Here is a 17,418-nt window from a genome sequence, read left to right as displayed (position 1 = left end):
CGCCTCGCTCAATTGGATATTTCATGGCCCCGGCGCACCACGCGCTTGGGCAGGTCGCCGCCGAGCCAGTAGGCCAGGTCGGCGGGGCGTTCGATTTGCCAGGCGACGAAGTCGGCCACCTTGCCCACTTCAAGCGAGCCGTGGCTGTCGCCCAGGCCGAGCGCCGTGGCGGCATGGGTGGTCACGCCAGCCAGCGCTTCTTCCGGGGTCATGCGGAACAGCGTGCAGCCCATGTTCAGCATCAGGCGCAGCGACAACCCTGGCGAGGTGCCGGGGTTGAGGTCACTGGCCAGGGCAATGTTCACCCCGTGGCGGCGCAAGGCCTCCATCGGGGGCAGCTGCGTTTCGCGCAGGAAGTAGAAGGCGCCCGGCAGCAGCACGGCGACAGTGCCGGCCGCGGCCATGGCAATGGCGTCTTCCTCGGTCATGAACTCCAGGTGGTCGGCCGACAGCGCCTGGTAGCGCGCAGCCAAACTGGAGCCGTGCAGCGACGACAACTGTTCGGCATGCAGTTTGACCGGCAGGCCCAGCTCATGCGCCTTGATGAATACCCGCTCGACCTGGGCCGGGGAGAACGCCAGGTGTTCGCAGAAGGCATCCACGGCATCCACCAGGCCCTCTGCGGCCAAGGCCGGCAGCATCTCGTCGCAGATATGGGTGATGTAGTCGTCGGCCCGGCCAGCGTACTCCGGCGGCAGGGCGTGGGCCGCCAGGCAGGTGGCGCGCACCGCCAGCGGCAATTCGTCGGCCAGGCGCCGGGCCACGCGCAGCATCTTGCGCTCGTTGGCCAGGTCCAGGCCGTAGCCGGACTTGACCTCAAGCGTGGTCACGCCATCGCGCATCAATGCCTGAACCCGCTGGCGAGCACTGGCGAACAGCTCATCCTCGCTGGCCGCGCGGGTGGCCCGCACGGTGCTGGCGATGCCGCCGCCTTGCGCCGCGATTTCGGCATAGCTCACGCCTTGCAGGCGCTGCTCGAACTCGCCGCTGCGGTTGCCACCGAACACGGCGTGGGTGTGGCAGTCGATCAGGCCAGGGGTGACCCAGGCATAGCCTAGGTCCACCGTACGCTCAGCCTCGACCGGCCGCAGCTCGCTGCGGGGGCCGATCCATTCGATCAGCCCGGCGCAGGTGACGATCGCCGCGTCCTCGATGATCGCGTAACGGCCGTCCACCATGGTTGCCGCATGGCAGTGCTGCCAGAGGGTTCTCATTTGCAAATCTCCTGTACTAGCGGTGCAGCTCGGCCGGCGCCTGGGCCGCCTTGCCCTGCCCTGCCCGCGGCTTGCACCACAGCAGGTAGGACGCGACCAGGAACACCACCCAGACGACACCGACCAGCAACGCGGCCTGGGTATCCGGGAAGTAACCGAGCACGCCAAAGATGAACACCATGAACGCGATGGCCATGGCGGGGCCATAGGGCCAGAACGGTACCGGGAACGCGAGCTGCGCGGCTTCTTCGCGGCTCATGCTGCGGCGCATGGCGACCTGGGTGACCAGGATCATCAGCCACACCCACACGGTGGCGAAGGTGGCGATCGAAGCGATCAGCAGGAACACGTTCTCGGGGATCAGGTAGTTGAGCAACACCCCAACCAGCAGCGCCGCGCCCATGACCACCACGGTCATCCACGGCACGCCGTGCTTGGACAGCTTGCTGAAACCACGCGGAGCATGGCCTTGCTGGGCCAGGCCATACATCATGCGGCCGGCGCCGAAGATGTCGCTGTTGATGGCCGAAATCGCAGCGGAAATCACCACCACGTTGAGCACTGCCGCTGCCGAACCGATCCCCAGGTTGCTGAAGATCTGCACGAACGGGCTGCCTTCGCTGCCGATCTGCGGCCACGGGTACAGGCACATCAGCACGAACAGGGTCAGCACGTAGAACAGCAGGATGCGCAGTGGCACGGCATTGATGGCCTTGGGGATGACCCGTTGTGGGTCCTTGGCCTCACCGGCGGTCACGCCGATGATTTCGATACCGCCAAAGGCAAACATGACCACCGCGAAGGAGGCGATCAGGCCGCCGACACCGTTAGGCATGAAGCCGCCATGCTCGACCAGGTTGCTCAAGCCGACGGCATGCCCGGTGCCCACCTGGCTGAAGCCGAAGGCCATGATGCCGAGGCCGGCGAGGATCATCGCGACGATGGCGCCGACCTTGAGCAGCGACAGCCAGAATTCCATTTCGCCGAACACTTTGACGTTGCACAGGTTCAGGCCGCCAATCAGGAAGACGATGCCCAGCACCCAGATCCAGCGGGCCACTTCAGGGAACCAGAAGCCCATGTAGATACCGAAGGCGGTCACGTCGGCGATGGCGACGATGACCATTTCGAAGGCGTAGGTCCAGCCGAGGATGAAGCCGGCCATAGGGCCGAGGTAGGTCGTGGCGTAGTGGCCGAAGGAGCCGGCGACCGGGTTGTGCACGGCCATCTCGCCGAGGGCGCGCATGACCATGAACACGGCGGCGCCGCCGATCAGGTAGGCCAGCAGCACGGCGGGGCCGGCCATCTGGATGGCAGAGGCGGAACCGTAGAAAAGCCCGGTACCGATAGCGGAGCCGAGCGCCATGAAACGGATGTGCCGGGCCGATAGCCCGCGCTTGAGACCTTGAGCTTGTTGCATGTCACGTCCTAATTTTGTTTTTGTGGTCGTGAGATCGAGGGGGCTGCGTTGCAGCCCATTCGCGGGGCAAGCCCGCTCCCACAGGAACGACACAGGTCTGAAATCTGCGGGGCTGCTGTGGGAGCGGGCTTGCCCCGCGAATGGGCCGCAACGCGGCCCCAAAGGCATTACAGGCTAGGCAGAACCCCAGCCGGCAGCAGCCCGGTCAGGCTGCCCTTGGCCAGCAGTTCGACGGCCTTCTCGATATCCGGCGCAAAGAACCGGTCGCGGTCGTAGTGCGGCACTTCGCTGCGCAGCGCCTGACGCGCCTGCTCCAGCTTGGCGGAGGTCTTCAGCCCTTTGCGCAGGTCCAGGCCCTGGCAGGCGCCCAGCCATTCGATGGCCAGCACGCCACGGGTGTTCTCGGCCATTTCCCACAGGCGCTTGCCCGCCGCCGGGGCCATCGACACGTGGTCTTCCTGGTTGGCCGAGGTGGGCAGGCTGTCGACGCTGTGCGGGTGCGACAGCGCTTTGTTCTCGCTGGCCAGCGCAGCAGCAGTGACCTGGGCGATCATGAAGCCGGAGTTGACCCCACCGTTTTCCACCAGGAACGGCGGCAGTTGGGACATGTGCTTGTCCATCATCAGCGAAATGCGGCGCTCGCTCAGCGAGCCGATTTCGGCGATGGCCAGGGCCAGGTTGTCAGCAGCCATGGCCACCGGCTCTGCGTGGAAGTTACCGCCCGAGATCACGTCACCTTCAGCCGCGAACACCAGCGGGTTGTCGGACACGGCGTTGGCTTCGATGCCCAGCACTTCGGCAGCCTGGCGCAGCTGGGTCAGGCAAGCGCCCATGACCTGTGGCTGGCAGCGCAGCGAGTACGGGTCTTGGACCTTGTCGCAGTTCTTGTGCGATTGCGAGACTTCGCTGGTTTCACCCAGCAGGTCGCGGAAGCACGCGGCGGTGTCGATCTGGCCACGCTGGCCACGCACGGCATGCACCCGTGCATCGAACGGCGAACGCGAGCCCAGCGCCGCTTCCACGGTCAGGCCACCGCAGGCAATGGCGGCGGCGTACAGGTCTTCGGCGTAGAACAGCCCGCGCAAGGCGTAGGCCGAGGACGCCTGGGTGCCGTTGAGCAGGGCCAAGCCCTCTTTGGCGGCCAGGGTCAGAGGTTCCAGGCCAGCAACGGCCAGGGCTTCGGTGGCCGACAGCCACTGGCCCTTGTAGCGCGCCTTGCCTTCGCCGAGCAGCACCAGCGACATGTGCGCCAGCGGTGCCAGGTCGCCGGAAGCACCGACCGAGCCTTTGAGCGGGATGTGTGGATAGACTTCGGCGTTGACCAGGGCGATCAGTGCATCGATCACCTTGCGGCGGATGCCGGAGAAACCACGGCTGAGGCTGTTGATCTTGAGCACCATGATCAAGCGCACCAGGTCGTCATCCAGCGGCGCGCCGATGCCGGCGGCGTGGGACAGCACCAGCGAGCGCTGCAGGTTTTCCAGGTCATGGCTGGCAATGCGGGTCGAGGCCAGCAGGCCGAAACCGGTGTTGATGCCGTAGGCGGTGCGGTCTTCGGCAAGAATCTGTTCGACGCAGGCAACGCTGTCGTTGATCGGCTGGTCGGCGCTGGCATCCAGGCGCAGGCGCACGGGTGCGGCGTGGATCGCGCGCAGCTGGGCCAGGGTCAGGGTGCCAGGCTTGAGGGTCAGTTCGGTCACTTCGCTACTCCATTCTGTCGGGGCCCGCAGGCCCCTTCTTGTTGTTCAGTATCTCTCAAAGTGCAGCGATCAGCCCGTGATCATTGGCAGGTCGAGGCCTTGCTCTTTGGCGCAATCGACGGCGATGTCGTAGCCGGCGTCGGCATGGCGCATAACGCCGGTGCCTGGGTCGTTGGTCAGCACGCGGGCGATGCGCTCGGCGGCTTCATCGGTACCGTCGCAGACGATGACCATGCCCGAGTGCTGCGAGAAGCCCATGCCTACGCCGCCGCCGTGGTGCAGCGACACCCAGGTGGCGCCGCTGGCGGTGTTGAGCAGGGCATTGAGCAACGGCCAGTCGGAGACGGCGTCGGAGCCGTCACGCATGGCTTCGGTTTCGCGGTTAGGGCTCGATACCGAACCGGAGTCCAAGTGGTCGCGGCCAATCACGATCGGCGCCGACAGCTCGCCGCTGCGGACCATTTCGTTGAACGCCAGGCCCAGCTTGGCGCGCAGGCCCAGGCCGACCCAGCAGATACGCGCTGGCAGGCCTTGGAAGCTGATGCGCTCGCGGGCCATGTCCAGCCAGCGGTGCAGGTGGGCGTCGTCGGGGATCAGTTCTTTGACCTTGGCGTCGGTCTTGTAGATGTCATCGGCTTCGCCAGACAGCGCGGCCCAGCGGAACGGACCTACGCCGCGGCAGAACAGCGGGCGAATGTAGGCCGGTACGAAGCCTGGGAAGTCAAAGGCGTTGGCTACGCCCTCTTCCTTGGCCATCTGGCGAATGTTGTTGCCGTAGTCGAAGGTCGGGATGCCTTGCTTCTGGAAGTCGAGCATGGCCTGTACGTGCACAGCCATGGACTGCTTGGCAGCCTTGACCACCGCAGCCGGTTCGGTCTGCGCGCGGTCGCGGTACTGCTCCCAGGTCCAGCCGGCCGGCAGGTAGCCGTTGAGCGGGTCGTGGGCGCTGGTCTGGTCGGTGACCATGTCCGGACGCACGCCACGCTTGACCAGCTCAGGCAGGATTTCAGCGGCGTTACCGTGCAAGGCGATAGAGATGGCCTTGCCTTCGGCGGTGTACTTGGCGATGCGCGCCAGGGCGTCGTCGAGGTCGTTGGCCTGCTCGTCGACGTAGCGGGTTTCCAGACGGAAATCGATACGGCTCTGCTGGCATTCGATGTTCAGCGAGCACGCACCGGCCAGGGTCGCGGCCAGTGGCTGGGCGCCGCCCATGCCGCCGAGGCCTGCGGTCAGTACCCACTTGCCTTTGAGGCTGCCACCGTAGTGCTGGCGGCCGGCCTCGACGAAGGTTTCATAGGTGCCCTGGACGATGCCCTGGCTGCCGATGTAGATCCAGCTGCCGGCGGTCATCTGGCCGTACATGGCCAGGCCCTTGGCATCCAGTTCGTTGAAGTGTTCCCAGTTAGCCCAGTGCGGCACCAGGTTGGAGTTGGCGATCAGTACGCGGGGAGCGTTGCTGTGGGTCTTGAACACGCCGACCGGCTTGCCCGACTGCACCAGCAGGGTTTCGTCGTCTTCCAGGCGGGTCAGGGTCTCGACGATCTTGTCGTAGCAGGCCCAGTTGCGGGCAGCGCGACCAATACCACCGTAGACCACCAGTTCTTTCGGGTTTTCGGCGACCTGCGGATCGAGGTTGTTCATCAGCATGCGCAGTGGCGCTTCGGTCAGCCAGCTTTTGGCGGTCAGCTTGTTGCCACGTGGGGCACGGATTTCAACGTCACGGTATTTGTTGTTGTCGGTCACGGGAAGGGTCCTCTGCGGTCGTCCGCGGGCAGGTGTGTCGTGGTCAATATACAAACACACCTTTACTTGTATGTACAAGCATGGACAACCAAAATATTTGGACCTGTTCGCTCCTGGCTTGAGTTGTGCGGTGGTGCATAGACCGAGCGCCGCCCGCGCGGCGCATCGCGAGCAACGCTCGCTCCTACGCTTGTTTCGGGCCAATTATTCCTGGGGTAAACGCGCGCGACCGCCTTGTTTGTTCGACGCGATATCGCGCCATGCGCAAAGGCGATCGCGTGCGTCTGTTACAGGTGTTATTGGCCAAAAACAAACGTAGGAGCGAGCGTTGCTCGCGATGCGCCGCGCGGGCGGCGCTCGGTCTCACAGGCGCCAAAAATCTACTGGCGAGCCCTCAGCGCGCTGTCAGCTCGATCAGGCAAATACGCCCCTGAACCTCCAGCCCCAGCAACTCATCGTTACCCTCCAGCCGCAGGCAGTCATACAACCCCAGCCGCTGCATCTCACGCCCCGCCATGGCCACCTCGACCTGGCTACTGGCCGCAAACAACAACAGCGTCGACGCCGAACTGAACAGCCGGTGGGTCCCATCGAACCACTGCAACCGCGCCCGATAACGCTGCGGCGAATAGATCAGGTTGAAATCACGAATCGCCCCACCCAGCAGCTTGCAACTGACTTGGCTCTCGCCGGCAAACGCAAAGGCATCGAACGGCAACAGTGGCCGACTGGCCTGGCCATCGACCAACAGGCGCATGCCATCGCCCTGCAGCACGGTGATGATCCGCTGGTAACCGGCGAACGACGAGAACCCGCCTGACTCTTCGATATCGGCAATCGACAAACGCCAGCCGAACCCGTCGAGGCCCTCGCCACTGTCGCGGGTGATTTCCTCGGTGAAGCCCCCGCCGTTCTTCCACGGCATGCGCGGGTAACCCTGCGCACGCAACACCTGTATCTGGCTCATTTGCTGAAACGTCCTTCAAGGCGATGACGGGAACCGGGGTGGATCAACCGCGCAGCGGTGACCGGCTGGCGACCGGACCAGGTGCGGCGGCGAATCAGCAGGCATGGCTCGCCCCGCTCGATCTGCAGCAACTGGCACTCGTGCGGCTCGGCCAGGATCGCCTCGACCACGTGCTCACCCTCGGTCAACGGCGCAACCTGGGACAAGTAGGCGTAAGGCGTCTGCCGGGTGAAATCCTGCTTGAGGTAATCAGGGGCGATCGCTGCGTTGACGTAGCGGTCCTCGATTTGCACCGGGATACCATTTTCGTAGTGCACGATCAGCGAATGGAACACCCGCTGGCCTTCGCGCATGTCCAGCGCCAGGGCGCGCTCGGAGCCGGCCGCTTCTTCGGTAAGGGTGATCACCTGGCAGCTATGCTGGTGGCCACGCCCGGCAATTTCATCGGCGATGTTGTTGACCTCGAACAGCGCCGAGCGGCTCTTGGGCTCGGCGACGAACGTGCCGACCCCTTGCATGCGCACCAGCAAACCTTCGGCCGTGAGCTCACGCAGGGCGCGGTTGATGGTCATGCGGCTGAAGCCCAGTTGGCTGACCAGTTCGCTTTCCGAAGGGACCCGGTGATGAGGCGGCCAGCTGCCGTTGTCGATGTGCTGGATGATCATCTGTTTGACCCGCGCGTACAGCGGCGCCGGGCCCTCGCCCATCTGGGCAACCAGCGCGGAGACAGGAGGTGTCGGCACGGCGTTGGATCCTTGTGCGATTGAATGAGCGGTAGCTTGCCGCAGTTTACCCGGCAGGCAAACGCCTGTATATGTATATACAAGTTAACAATAACAGGATTTCACCGATGTCCGCCTACTTCGCCGAACGTGCCCTGCTGCCCAATGGGTGGGCCAGCAATGTCCGAATCGAGGTCGCCAGTGATGGCAACGTGGCCCGTATCGAGCCCGATGCTTCGGCCGAAGGCGCCGAACGGCTGGCCGGCCCGCTGCTGCCGGGCATGCCCAACCTGCATTCCCATGCGTTTCAACGCGCCATGGCGGGGCTGGCGGAAGTGGCGGGCAACCCCAACGACAGCTTCTGGACCTGGCGTGACCTGATGTACCGCCTGGTGGGCCAGATCACCCCGGAACAACTGCAGGTCATCGCGCACCAGCTGTATATCGAGATGCTCAAGGCCGGCTACACCTCGGTGGCCGAGTTCCACTACGTGCACCACGACCAGGCCGGCAAGGCCTACGCTGACCCTGCCGAACTGTCCCGGCGCATCAGCGCGGCGGCAGCCAGCAGCGGCATCGGCCTGACCCTGCTGCCGGTGCTCTACAGCCACGCCGGCTTCGGCGGCCAGTCTCCGAACGAAGGGCAACGGCGGTTCATCAATTCCACCGAGCAGTACCTGCGCCTGCAGGCACAACTCGCCCCCCTGCTGGCCGCGCAGCCGGCACAGCAACTGGGCCTGTGCTTCCACTCGCTGCGGGCGGTCACGCCAGGGCAGATCGCCCATGTGCTGGAGGCTGGCAGCCCGCACAGCCCGGTGCATATCCACATTGCCGAACAACAGAAGGAAGTCGACGACTGCCTGGCCTGGAGCGGCCGCCGCCCGCTGCAGTGGCTGTACGAACATGTCGACGTGAACGCGCGCTGGTGCCTGGTGCATGCCACCCATGCCGAAGCCGATGAAGTCACCGCCATGGCCCGCAGTGGCGCGGTGGCAGGCCTGTGCCTGACCACCGAGGCCAACCTGGGCGACGGTATCTTCCCGGCAGTGGATTACCTGGCACAAGGTGGGCGCATGGGCATTGGCTCGGACAGCCATGTGTCGCTCAGCGTGGTGGAGGAGCTGCGTTGGCTGGAGTATGGCCAGCGGCTACGCGATCAACGGCGCAACCGGTTGTACCGCGGCGACCAACCGATGGTCGGCCGCACGCTGTATGACGCTGCCTTGAGCGGCGGTGCACAGGCGCTTGGGCAAGCGGTCGGCAAGTTGGCAGTGGGCAAGCGAGCCGACTGGCTGGTGCTCGACGGGCAGGACCCGTACATCGCCACGGCAAAGGGCGATGCAATTCTCAACCGCTGGCTGTTCGCGGGCGGCGATCGCCAGGTGCGCGATGTGATGGTCAACGGGCAATGGGTAGTGCGCCAGGGGCGCCATGCGCAGGAAGAGGAAAGCGCGCGGGCGTTCGTCGAGGTTCTGCGTCAACTGCTGAACTGAGGGTAGATGCAGCCTTGTGCTGCGAAGAGGCCGGTATTACCCCAGCATTTGCTGAATGCATACGGGCCTCTTCGCAGCACAAGGCTGCTCCTACACGCACAGCGTGAATGGCATCAATGAGACTTGACGATCTGCTGGTCAGCCGTGCGCCAGATCAGCCGGCTGGTGTCATACCCCTGCTGCCGTGCCTTGGCCAGCAAGCTTTCGCGCTGCCAGGCTGGCAGGCTCGGTGTGCGGGACAGGATCCACAGGTATTTGCGGTCCGGGCTGCCGACGATCGCCGTGTGGTAGCGGTCGTCCACGTACAGAATCCAGTACTCGCCTCTCGCCACGCCCGGCACCAGGCGCGTAAACCAGTTATCGAACTCGACCCACAGTCTGTCGGTATGCCCCGGTTCCTGGATGTTGGCATGCCCCTCGGCGCGCAGCCATTCGTCACCGATCGTGCGGCAGCGATTGAGCACGCCAAACGTGCCGTCCTGCTTGAGGTTGTAATGCGCCTCGGACTGCTCGCAGCCCTCTTGGTAGCGCATCGGCAGGCGCGCCAGTTCGTACCATTTGCCCTGGTAGCGCTTGAGGTCGACATTGCCGGCGGTTTTCGGCGCCAGCGGGTCATGCGCAGACGTGGCGCAGCCGCCCAGCAGCATCACCAGGCACAACCCCAGTAGCAGGTGGACACGCCTCATTTGAGGCCCTGCCCTGAATACATCAGCACCTTGTCGGCCGCGTATTGCACGCTGATAAAGCTCTTCTCGTCCCCCCAGGTACAGCTGCTCATGCCCAGTGCGCCAGAGCACTCGGTGGGCGTGCCGAGCAATTGCTCGACCTCGGCCTTGTTCATACCGGCCTTGAGCTTGGAATAGTTTTCCTGGTTGATCTTGCTGCACGCGGTCAGAACGACGCACAGGGACAACAGGGCGAGGGAACGCAACGACATGAAGGACACTCCTGAACAGGGGATACAGGCGAGTGGCCTGCAGTGACCTTCGACGGGAAAATCCCTCCCTGGTTCCCTGCCCTCCCCCCTTTTCACCTACACCATTGGTCGGCTGGCCAATGGCAGGCACAAAAAAACCGCGCCTGCAGAAGCACGCGCGGTTTTTGTGTCACGACAGGCCTGCGCAGCAGGCCCAGTGGCAATCAGAACCTGGAGCCAGGCTCCAGCAAAAAGTCCATCTCTTCGCTGGTGCTCGGCCGCTCCAGCATCAGGTTGCGGTGCGGGAAGCGCCCGAACCGGGCAATCACCCGCTGGTGCTGCTCGGCGTAGTCGAGGAACCCCTCGAACAACCGGCGATTGGCCTCAGGTTGCTCGTCCAGCAGCATCTGGTAACGTTCGACGCACAGGTTTTGCCAGTCCAGCACCTCGGCATGCTCCAGCACCAGCAGCACGAACACCCGCTGGATCGGCAGCAACTGGTAATCCCAGCCTTTTTGCAGGCCCTGCATGGCCACCACCTGCGCACGCCGGTCGCCCTCGAAGGCGCGCGGCGTGTCGCGGTAAATCATGCGAGGCAGCTGATCCAGCAGGATCAGCAGGCCGAGCCAGCCTTGCGGGCTCTGCTGCCACTCTTCGAGCCCGCCTGCCAGGGCGTGTTCGACCACGTCGCCAAACAGCGCCTGGGCCTCGGCATCGTGATGCTTGCCGAACCACAGCGTGCTCTTCTCGTCAGCCACGGCCTGGGGACTGGTGCCCCAACCGAACCACCACTCCAGCAACGGCTGCCAAGGTGCGAGCATGACTTACTCCTTGTGATACGCGGTGACGCGCTCGACCTCTTCCTTCGAGCCGAGGATGACCGACACGCGCTGGTGCAGGCTCTCTGGCTTGATGTCGAGGATACGATCGTAACCATTGGTGGATGCGCCGCCAGCCTGCTCGATGATGAACGACATCGGGTTGGCTTCGTACATCAGGCGCAGCTTGCCCGGCTTGCTCGGGTCGCGAGCGTCACGCGGGTACATGAACAGGCCGCCACGGGTCAGGATGCGGTGCACGTCGGCGACCATCGAGGCGATCCAACGCATGTTGTAGTTCTTTTTCAGCGGACCGGTTTCACCGGCCAGCAGTTCGTCCACGTAACGCTGTACCGGGGCTTCCCAGTGGCGCTGGTTGGACATGTTGATGGCGAATTCGGCGGTGGTGGCCGGTACCTGGATGTTTTCGTGGGTCAGGACGAAGCTGCCCAGTTCGCGGTCCAGGGTAAAGCCTTTGACGCCATTGCCCAGGGTCAGGATCAGCATGGTCTGCGGGCCGTAGATGGCATAACCGGCAGCAACCTGCTCGGTGCCTGGCTGCAGGAACGCTTCTTCGTTGAGGCTTTCGTTCTGGCTCAGGTACTGGTTAGGGCAACGCAGTACCGAGAAGATGGTGCCGACCGAAACGTTGACGTCGATGTTCGACGAGCCGTCCAGCGGGTCGAAGACCAGCAGGTAGGCGCCTTTCGGGTATTTGCCCGGGATCTGGTAGGCGTTGTCCATTTCTTCGGACGCCATACCGGCCAGGTGGCCGCCCCACTCGTTGGCCTCCAGCAGGATGTCGTTGGAGATAACGTCCAGCTTCTTCTGTACTTCGCCTTGCACGTTTTCGGTGCCCATGCTGCCCAGTACGCCGCCCAGGGCGCCTTTGGACACGTGGTGGCTGATCTCTTTGCACGCGCGCGCCACCACTTCGATCAGGAAGCGCAGATCGGCAGGGGTATTGTTGCTGCGGGTCTGCTCAATCAGATAGCGACTCAGGGTAACGCGGGACATGTATGGCTCCGAAATGGAAAGGGGGAGAAAAACCCCCGCAGTTTACAGGGAGAGTGCGATGCTAGCGAGTGATGAGACTCGCCTGGGCTGTCTGACGGCACAATAGGTCGGTAGTTCAGCCTTTGCCAGGCCGGCTGTCGACTGGGGCTGGTGTGCGCCCCATTCGCGGGCAAGCCCGCTCCCACAGGTTTTGCGCAGCCTTCAAGGCAACGCAGATCCTGTGGGAGCGGGCTTGCCCCGCGAATGGGCCGCACCGCGGCCCCATGCTCAATCCAGTGCCTTCCAGATCTCCCCCGCATACTCCCGGATGGTCCGGTCCGACGAGAACCAGCCCATCTTTGCCGTGTTCAGCACCGCCATCCGCCACCATTCCTGCGGCGTATGCCACAGCTCCTCAACCCGCCGCTGAGCATCCCAGTAAGCATCGAAATCGGCGCACACCAGGAAGCGGTCATACGCCACCAGCCCATCGATCAACCCGGTATAGCGCGAGGGATCATCAGGCGAGAACACCCCGCTGCGAATCGATTGAAGCACGTCGTTCAAGCGGCTCGACTCGGCAATCGCCACACTGGCGCCAAAGTCTCCCGCTCGCCGCCGCGCCTCGACCTGCTGCGCCGTCAGGCCAAAGATGAACATGTTGTCGGCCCCCACGTGCTCGCACATCTCGACGTTGGCACCGTCCAGCGTGCCGATGGTCAGCGCGCCATTGAGGCCGAACTTCATGTTGCTGGTACCCGATGCTTCATAGCCGGCGGTAGAAATCTGCTCGGACAGGTCCGCCGCCGGGATGATGCTCTCGGCCAGGCTGACGTTGTAATTGGGCAGGAACACCACCTTGAGCAGGCCGCGCACGGTCGGATCGTTGTTCACCACCCGAGCGATGTCGTTGGCCAGTTTGATGATCAGCTTGGCCTGGTGATAGCTGGCCGCAGCCTTGCCGGCGAAAATCTTCACCCTCGGCACCCAGTTGGTGCCCGGGTCGTTGCGTATGGCCTGGTACAAGGCCACGGTGTGCAACAGGTTGAGCAGTTGGCGCTTGTATTCGTGGATGCGCTTGACCTGCACATCGAACAGCGCCTCCGGGTTGACCGTCACGCCGATACGGTCCTGGATGATGCTGGCCAGGGCGCGCTTGCTGTGCAGGCGCTGGGCGGCGAATTGCTTGCGGAAACTGCTCTTGTCGGCAAACGGCACCAGGTTGGCGAGCAACCCTTCCGGGTCATCCTTGAGCTCCGGGCCCAGCGCCTCGACCAGCATTTCGGTCAATTGCGGGTTGGACTGGTACAGCCAACGCCGGAACGTGATGCCGTTGGTCTTGTTGTTGATCCGCTGCGGGTAGAGCTTGTGCAGCTCGGCGAACACCGTGCTCTTCATCAACTTGCTGTGCAGTGCCGACACGCCGTTGACGCTGTGCGACCCCAGAAACGCCAGGTTGCCCATGCGTACCCGGCGGCCGTTTTCTTCCTCGATCAACGACACCGCCCGCAGCACGTCGAAGTCGTGCAGGCCTTTCGCGCGCAGGGCGTCGATATGGTAGGCGTTGATCAAGTAGATGATCTGCATGTGCCGCGGCAGCATGCGCTCCATCAGCGCCACCGGCCAGGTTTCCAGAGCCTCGGGCAGCAGGGTGTGGTTGGTATAGGCCAGGGTGCCGACGGTCAGCTCCCAGGCCTTTTCCCACGGGATTTCATGCTGGTCGACCAGCAGGCGCATCAACTCGGCCACGGCAATCGACGGGTGCGTGTCGTTGAGCTGGATGGCCGCCGCATCGGGCAGGTTGAGCAAGTCCTTGTGCATGTTCAGGTGGCGCCGCAGCAGGTCCTGCAGCGAGGCCGAAACGAAGAAGTATTCCTGGCGCAGGCGCAGTTCCTGGCCAGCTTCGGTGCTGTCGGCCGGGTAGAGAACGCGTGAGATGCTCTCGGCACGGGCCACTTCAGCGACCGCACCCAGGTGGTCACCGGCGTTGAAGCGCTCCAGGTGCAACTCTTCCAGCGCCCGGGCACGCCACAGGCGCAAGGTGTTGACGCTGGCGCCACGCCAGCCGACCACCGGCGTATCATAAGCCACCGCGCGCACCGTCTCGCCAGGCCACCACACTTGCCGTTGCTGGCCGTGGGTGTCTTGCACCGTTTCGACGCTGCCGCCGAAACTGATCGGGTAGATCACCTCGGCGCGCTCAAACTCCCAGGGGTTGCCAAAGTCCAGCCAGTTTTCGGTCTGCTCCTGCTGCCAGCCATCGACCACCGCCTGGCGAAACAGGCCGTGCTCGTAGCGGATGCCGTAGCCGTGGGCGGCGATGCCCAGGGTCGACATGCTTTCCATGAAGCAGGCGGCGAGCCGCCCCAGGCCACCGTTGCCCAGCGCCGCATCCGGCTCGAGCAGGCGGATACGCTCCAGGTCGACATCCAGGCCATCGAGGGCTTCACGGGCGATGTCCAGCAAGCCCAGGTTGCTCAGGCTGTCGTACAGCAGCCGCCCGATGAGAAATTCCAGAGAAAGGTAATACACCCGCTTTTGACTGCGCCGGTAGGCCTGACGGGTGTGGTCCATCCAGTGATCGACCATGTGATCACGCGCGGCCAGGGCAATGGCTTCGAACCAGTCATGGTCGAAGGCATGCTCGGGGTCCTTGCCGACCGCGTAGGTCAGCTTATCCAGTACAGCGGCGCGAAAATCGGCCACCTCGGCGTCACGTGCTTTGGGTTCCTGGGACATGCGGCATCCTCGGGCAAGTTGACGAATACGGAGGGAGAGTGAAGAGACTAGACCCTTCGACAGGGACTTACCGTTCCTGTTCGCAGTTTTCATGCCTGAACACTGAATCAACACCGTGAATCGGGCAAAAGGTTGTTCACAAATTGAACAACTCCGGTATCATCGCGCGCCCCAAGCCCGTGATTCACCCCCATAACGATGAAAACGACCCTGATCGCCGCCGCCGAAGTCGACCGCCTGGAGACTTGGCAGCGCTATGCCAGCCACATGTGCGGTGGCTGCCACTCGACCTGTTGCACCCTGCCGGTGGAGGTGAAGATCAAGGATCTGATCCGCATTGGCGTGGTAGACGAGTTCGAAAAAGACGAACCGCCCAAAAACGTGGCCAAACGCCTGCAGAAGGAAGGCATCATCGAACGCTTCAACCAGAAGTCAGGCATTTTCACCCTGACCCGGATGAGCAACGATGACTGCATGTACCTGGATCGTAAGAGCCGGCTGTGCACCATTTATGACAAGCGCCCGGACACCTGCCGCAACCACCCCAAGGTCGGGCCGCGGCCGGGGTATTGTGCCTACAAGCCCAAGGTGGTTGGTCGCTGACCGATAGCCTGCTCCGGCCTCTTCGCGGGTAAACCCGCTCCCACAGGATTTGCGCAATCTTCAATAGCTGCGCAGTACCTGTGGGAGCGGGTTTACCCGCGAAGAGGCCAGCACAGACAGTACAAAATCTGCAGACAAACAAAAACGCCCCCGGCCTTTCGACCGGGGGCGTTTTCATTCAGCCACAGCTAAATCAGCTGTTCTTGGCTTTCTTGGCAGCGCGGGTACGCTCGCTTTCGTCCAGGATCTTCTTGCGAAGACGGATGGACTTCGGCGTGACTTCGCACAGCTCGTCTTCCTGGATGTATTCCAGAGCCTGTTCCAGGGTGAAGCGAACAGGCGGAACCAGGGCGATGACTTCGTCTTTACCCGAAGCACGCATGTTGTCGAGCTTCTTGCCCTTGGTAGGGTTGACGCCCAGGTCGTTGTCGCGGCTGTTCTGGCCGATGATCTGACCGTTGTAGATCTCTTGACCGTGCTCGACAAACAGCTTGCCACGCGCCTGGAGGGTTTCCAGCGAGTAGGTCAGCGCCTTGCCGGTTTCGACCGAAACCAGTACGCCGTTCTGACGGCCGGACATGTGGCCGGACTTCACGGTGTCGTAGCGATCGAAGATCGAAGTCAGGATGCCTGCACCGTTGGTCAGGGTCAGGAACTGGTTACGGAAACCGATCAGACCACGCGCCGGGATGTTGTATTCCAGGCGTACACGGCCCTTGCCATCCGGGACCATGTTGGTCAGGTCGCCTTTACGCAGACCCATCTCTTCCATGACCTTGCCCTGGGCTTCTTCAGGGATGTCGATGGTGACGTTTTCGAACGGTTCCTGCTTCACGCCGTCCACTTCGCGGATGATCACTTCTGGGCGGCCCAGGGCCAGCTCGAAGCCTTCGCGACGCATGGTTTCGATCAGTACCGAGAGGTGCAGCTCACCACGGCCCGAGACTTTGAACTTGTCTGGGGAGTCGGTTTCTTCAACGCGCAGGGCAACGTTGTACAGCAGCTCTTTGTCCAGACGGTCCTTGATGTTACGGCTGGTGACGAACTTGCCTTCCTTGCCGCAGAACGGCGAGTCGTTGACCTGGAAGGTCATCGAAACGGTAGGCTCGTCAACGGTCAGCGGCTTCATCGCCTCAACGGCAGTCGGGTCGCACAGGGTGTCGGAGATGAACAGCTCGTCGAAACCGCTGATGCAGACGATGTCGCCAGCTTGGGCTTCTTCGACATCGACGCGGTGCAGGCCGTGGTGGCCCATCAGCTTGAGGATACGGCCGTTACGCTTCTTGCCGTCGGCGTCGATGGCGACAACCGGGGTGTTCGGCTTGATGCGACCACGGGCAATACGGCCAACACCGATAACACCCAGGAAGCTGTTGTAGTCCAGAGCGGAGATCTGCATCTGGAACGGGCCGTCACGGTCAACAGCTGGCGCTGGAACGTGGTCGATGACCGCCTGGTACAGGGCAGTCATGTCTTCGCCCATTTCGGTGTGGTCCAGACCGGCGATGCCGTTCAGGGCCGAGGCGTAGACGACTTTGAAGTCCAGCTGTTCGTCGGTGGCACCGAGGTTGTCGAACAGGTCGAAGATCTGGTCCAGAACCCAGTCAGGACGCGCGCCCGGGCGGTCAACCTTGTTGATGACAACGATTGGCTTCAGGCCCGCTTCGAAAGCCTTTTTGGTCACGAAGCGGGTTTGCGGCATCGGGCCGTCTTGAGCGTCGACCAGCAGCAGCACGGAGTCGACCATCGACATTACACGCTCAACCTCGCCACCGAAGTCGGCGTGGCCGGGGGTGTCGACGATGTTGATGTGGTAGCCGTTCCAGTTGATGGCGGTGTTTTTCGCCAGAATGGTAATACCGCGCTCTTTTTCCTGGTCGTTGGAGTCCATGACGCGCTCGTCGTTGAGCTCGTTACGCTCCAGAGTGCCGGACTGACGCAGGAGTTTGTCGACCAACGTGGTTTTACCATGGTCAACGTGGGCGATGATGGCGATGTTACGCAGATTTTCGATCACAAGTGTATCTCGATCAGAGGATTCGGTTGCCGCCTAGTCTAGGCGACCAATATGTAAGGTATAAGGCTCA

General features: G+C 63.1%; 14 protein-coding genes. 2 read left to right on the top strand and 12 right to left on the bottom strand.

The window, feature by feature from the left end; translation table 11 throughout:
• Positions 1-8: 8 nt before the first annotated feature.
• From hutI to hutC, 6 genes are all read right to left on the bottom strand, one after another.
• Positions 9-1,214, bottom strand: a complete 1,206-nt coding sequence (gene hutI / locus GIB19_RS00755) for an imidazolonepropionase (RefSeq protein WP_027592398.1) — start codon at positions 1,212-1,214, stop codon at positions 9-11.
• Between the two features lie 16 nt (positions 1,215-1,230).
• Positions 1,231-2,634 carry an amino acid permease gene (locus GIB19_RS00750; protein WP_027592397.1) on the bottom strand — a complete coding sequence of 468 codons (1,404 nt, stop codon included), beginning with the start codon at positions 2,632-2,634 and terminating at the stop codon, positions 1,231-1,233.
• Positions 2,635-2,801: 167 nt separating this feature from the next.
• Positions 2,802-4,334, bottom strand: coding sequence for a histidine ammonia-lyase (gene hutH, locus GIB19_RS00745; protein WP_027592396.1), 1,533 nt, complete (start codon positions 4,332-4,334; stop codon positions 2,802-2,804).
• A 69-nt stretch (positions 4,335-4,403) separates the two neighbouring features.
• Positions 4,404-6,077: a urocanate hydratase gene (hutU, locus tag GIB19_RS00740; RefSeq protein WP_027592395.1), complete on the bottom strand. Its 1,674-nt coding sequence runs from the start codon at positions 6,075-6,077 to the stop codon at positions 4,404-4,406.
• Between the two features lie 394 nt (positions 6,078-6,471).
• Positions 6,472-7,044 carry a HutD/Ves family protein gene (locus GIB19_RS00735; RefSeq protein ID WP_099430660.1) on the bottom strand — a complete coding sequence of 191 codons (573 nt, stop codon included), beginning with the start codon at positions 7,042-7,044 and terminating at the stop codon, positions 6,472-6,474.
• Positions 7,041-7,751 carry a histidine utilization repressor gene (gene hutC / locus GIB19_RS00730; protein WP_172960436.1) on the bottom strand — a complete coding sequence of 237 codons (711 nt, stop codon included), beginning with the start codon at positions 7,749-7,751 and terminating at the stop codon, positions 7,041-7,043. Before hutC ends, GIB19_RS00735 begins: the two co-directional genes overlap by 4 nt.
• Positions 7,752-7,894: 143 nt before the next feature.
• On the opposite strand from hutC, the gene GIB19_RS00725 reads away from it, so the two are divergent.
• Positions 7,895-9,259 carry a formimidoylglutamate deiminase gene (locus tag GIB19_RS00725; protein ID WP_274882821.1) on the top strand — a complete coding sequence of 455 codons (1,365 nt, stop codon included), beginning with the start codon at positions 7,895-7,897 and terminating at the stop codon, positions 9,257-9,259.
• A gap of 113 nt (positions 9,260-9,372) precedes the next feature.
• Here the strand turns inward: GIB19_RS00725 and GIB19_RS00720 are convergent, their stop codons facing one another.
• The 5 genes from GIB19_RS00720 to GIB19_RS00700 all read right to left on the bottom strand — a co-directional run bounded on the left by GIB19_RS00720 (position 9,373) and on the right by GIB19_RS00700 (position 14,728).
• Positions 9,373-9,945, bottom strand: coding sequence for a lipocalin family protein (locus GIB19_RS00720; protein ID WP_099430662.1), 573 nt, complete (start codon positions 9,943-9,945; stop codon positions 9,373-9,375).
• Positions 9,942-10,196: an outer membrane protein assembly factor BamE domain-containing protein gene (gene bamE / locus GIB19_RS00715; protein WP_079230016.1), complete on the bottom strand. Its 255-nt coding sequence runs from the start codon at positions 10,194-10,196 to the stop codon at positions 9,942-9,944. The genes GIB19_RS00720 and bamE overlap by 4 nt, the downstream gene beginning before the upstream one ends.
• Before the next feature lie 203 nt (positions 10,197-10,399).
• Positions 10,400-10,996 (bottom strand): DUF924 family protein, encoded by a 597-nt coding sequence (locus GIB19_RS00710; protein WP_274882815.1) that lies wholly within the window; start codon positions 10,994-10,996, stop codon positions 10,400-10,402.
• Positions 10,997-10,999: 3 nt separating this feature from the next.
• A complete protein-coding gene (locus GIB19_RS00705; protein WP_027592388.1) occupies positions 11,000-12,010 on the bottom strand; it encodes a class 1 fructose-bisphosphatase in 1,011 nt (336 codons plus the stop codon).
• A gap of 267 nt (positions 12,011-12,277) precedes the next feature.
• Entirely contained in the window at positions 12,278-14,728 is a 2,451-nt protein-coding gene (locus GIB19_RS00700; protein ID WP_027592387.1) for a glycogen/starch/alpha-glucan phosphorylase, read from the bottom strand.
• A 198-nt stretch (positions 14,729-14,926) separates the two neighbouring features.
• Here GIB19_RS00700 and GIB19_RS00695 point away from each other — a divergent pair, with 198 nt between their 5' ends.
• A complete protein-coding gene (locus tag GIB19_RS00695) occupies positions 14,927-15,331 on the top strand; it encodes a YkgJ family cysteine cluster protein (protein WP_016712459.1) in 405 nt (134 codons plus the stop codon).
• A gap of 193 nt (positions 15,332-15,524) precedes the next feature.
• Here the strand turns inward: GIB19_RS00695 and typA are convergent, their stop codons facing one another.
• Positions 15,525-17,348, bottom strand: coding sequence for a translational GTPase TypA (gene typA / locus GIB19_RS00690; RefSeq protein WP_027592386.1), 1,824 nt, complete (start codon positions 17,346-17,348; stop codon positions 15,525-15,527).
• Between the last annotated feature and the right edge of the window lie 70 nt (positions 17,349-17,418).

It is taken from the genome of Pseudomonas sp. ITEM 17296, from assembly GCF_028895205.1.
Lineage (GTDB): Bacteria > Pseudomonadota > Gammaproteobacteria > Pseudomonadales > Pseudomonadaceae > Aquipseudomonas > Aquipseudomonas kermanshahensis.
This window is presented reverse-complemented; position numbering and strand designations above follow the sequence as displayed.

Coding starts and splice junctions, on each gene's coding strand:
- GIB19_RS00750 (WP_027592397.1), bottom strand. CDS start 2,634: ATGCAACAAGCTCAAGGTCTCAAGCGCGGGCTATCGGCCCGGCACATC.
- hutI (WP_027592398.1), bottom strand. CDS start 1,214: ATGAGAACCCTCTGGCAGCACTGCCATGCGGCAACCATGGTGGACGGC.
- GIB19_RS00735 (WP_099430660.1), bottom strand. CDS start 7,044: ATGAGCCAGATACAGGTGTTGCGTGCGCAGGGTTACCCGCGCATGCCG.
- hutC (WP_172960436.1), bottom strand. CDS start 7,751: ATGGGCGAGGGCCCGGCGCCGCTGTACGCGCGGGTCAAACAGATGATC.
- GIB19_RS00725 (WP_274882821.1), top strand. CDS start 7,895: ATGTCCGCCTACTTCGCCGAACGTGCCCTGCTGCCCAATGGGTGGGCC.
- GIB19_RS00705 (WP_027592388.1), bottom strand. CDS start 12,010: ATGTCCCGCGTTACCCTGAGTCGCTATCTGATTGAGCAGACCCGCAGC.
- GIB19_RS00695 (WP_016712459.1), top strand. CDS start 14,927: ATGAAAACGACCCTGATCGCCGCCGCCGAAGTCGACCGCCTGGAGACT.
- GIB19_RS00710 (WP_274882815.1), bottom strand. CDS start 10,996: ATGCTCGCACCTTGGCAGCCGTTGCTGGAGTGGTGGTTCGGTTGGGGC.
- bamE (WP_079230016.1), bottom strand. CDS start 10,196: ATGTCGTTGCGTTCCCTCGCCCTGTTGTCCCTGTGCGTCGTTCTGACC.
- GIB19_RS00700 (WP_027592387.1), bottom strand. CDS start 14,728: ATGTCCCAGGAACCCAAAGCACGTGACGCCGAGGTGGCCGATTTTCGC.
- GIB19_RS00720 (WP_099430662.1), bottom strand. CDS start 9,945: ATGAGGCGTGTCCACCTGCTACTGGGGTTGTGCCTGGTGATGCTGCTG.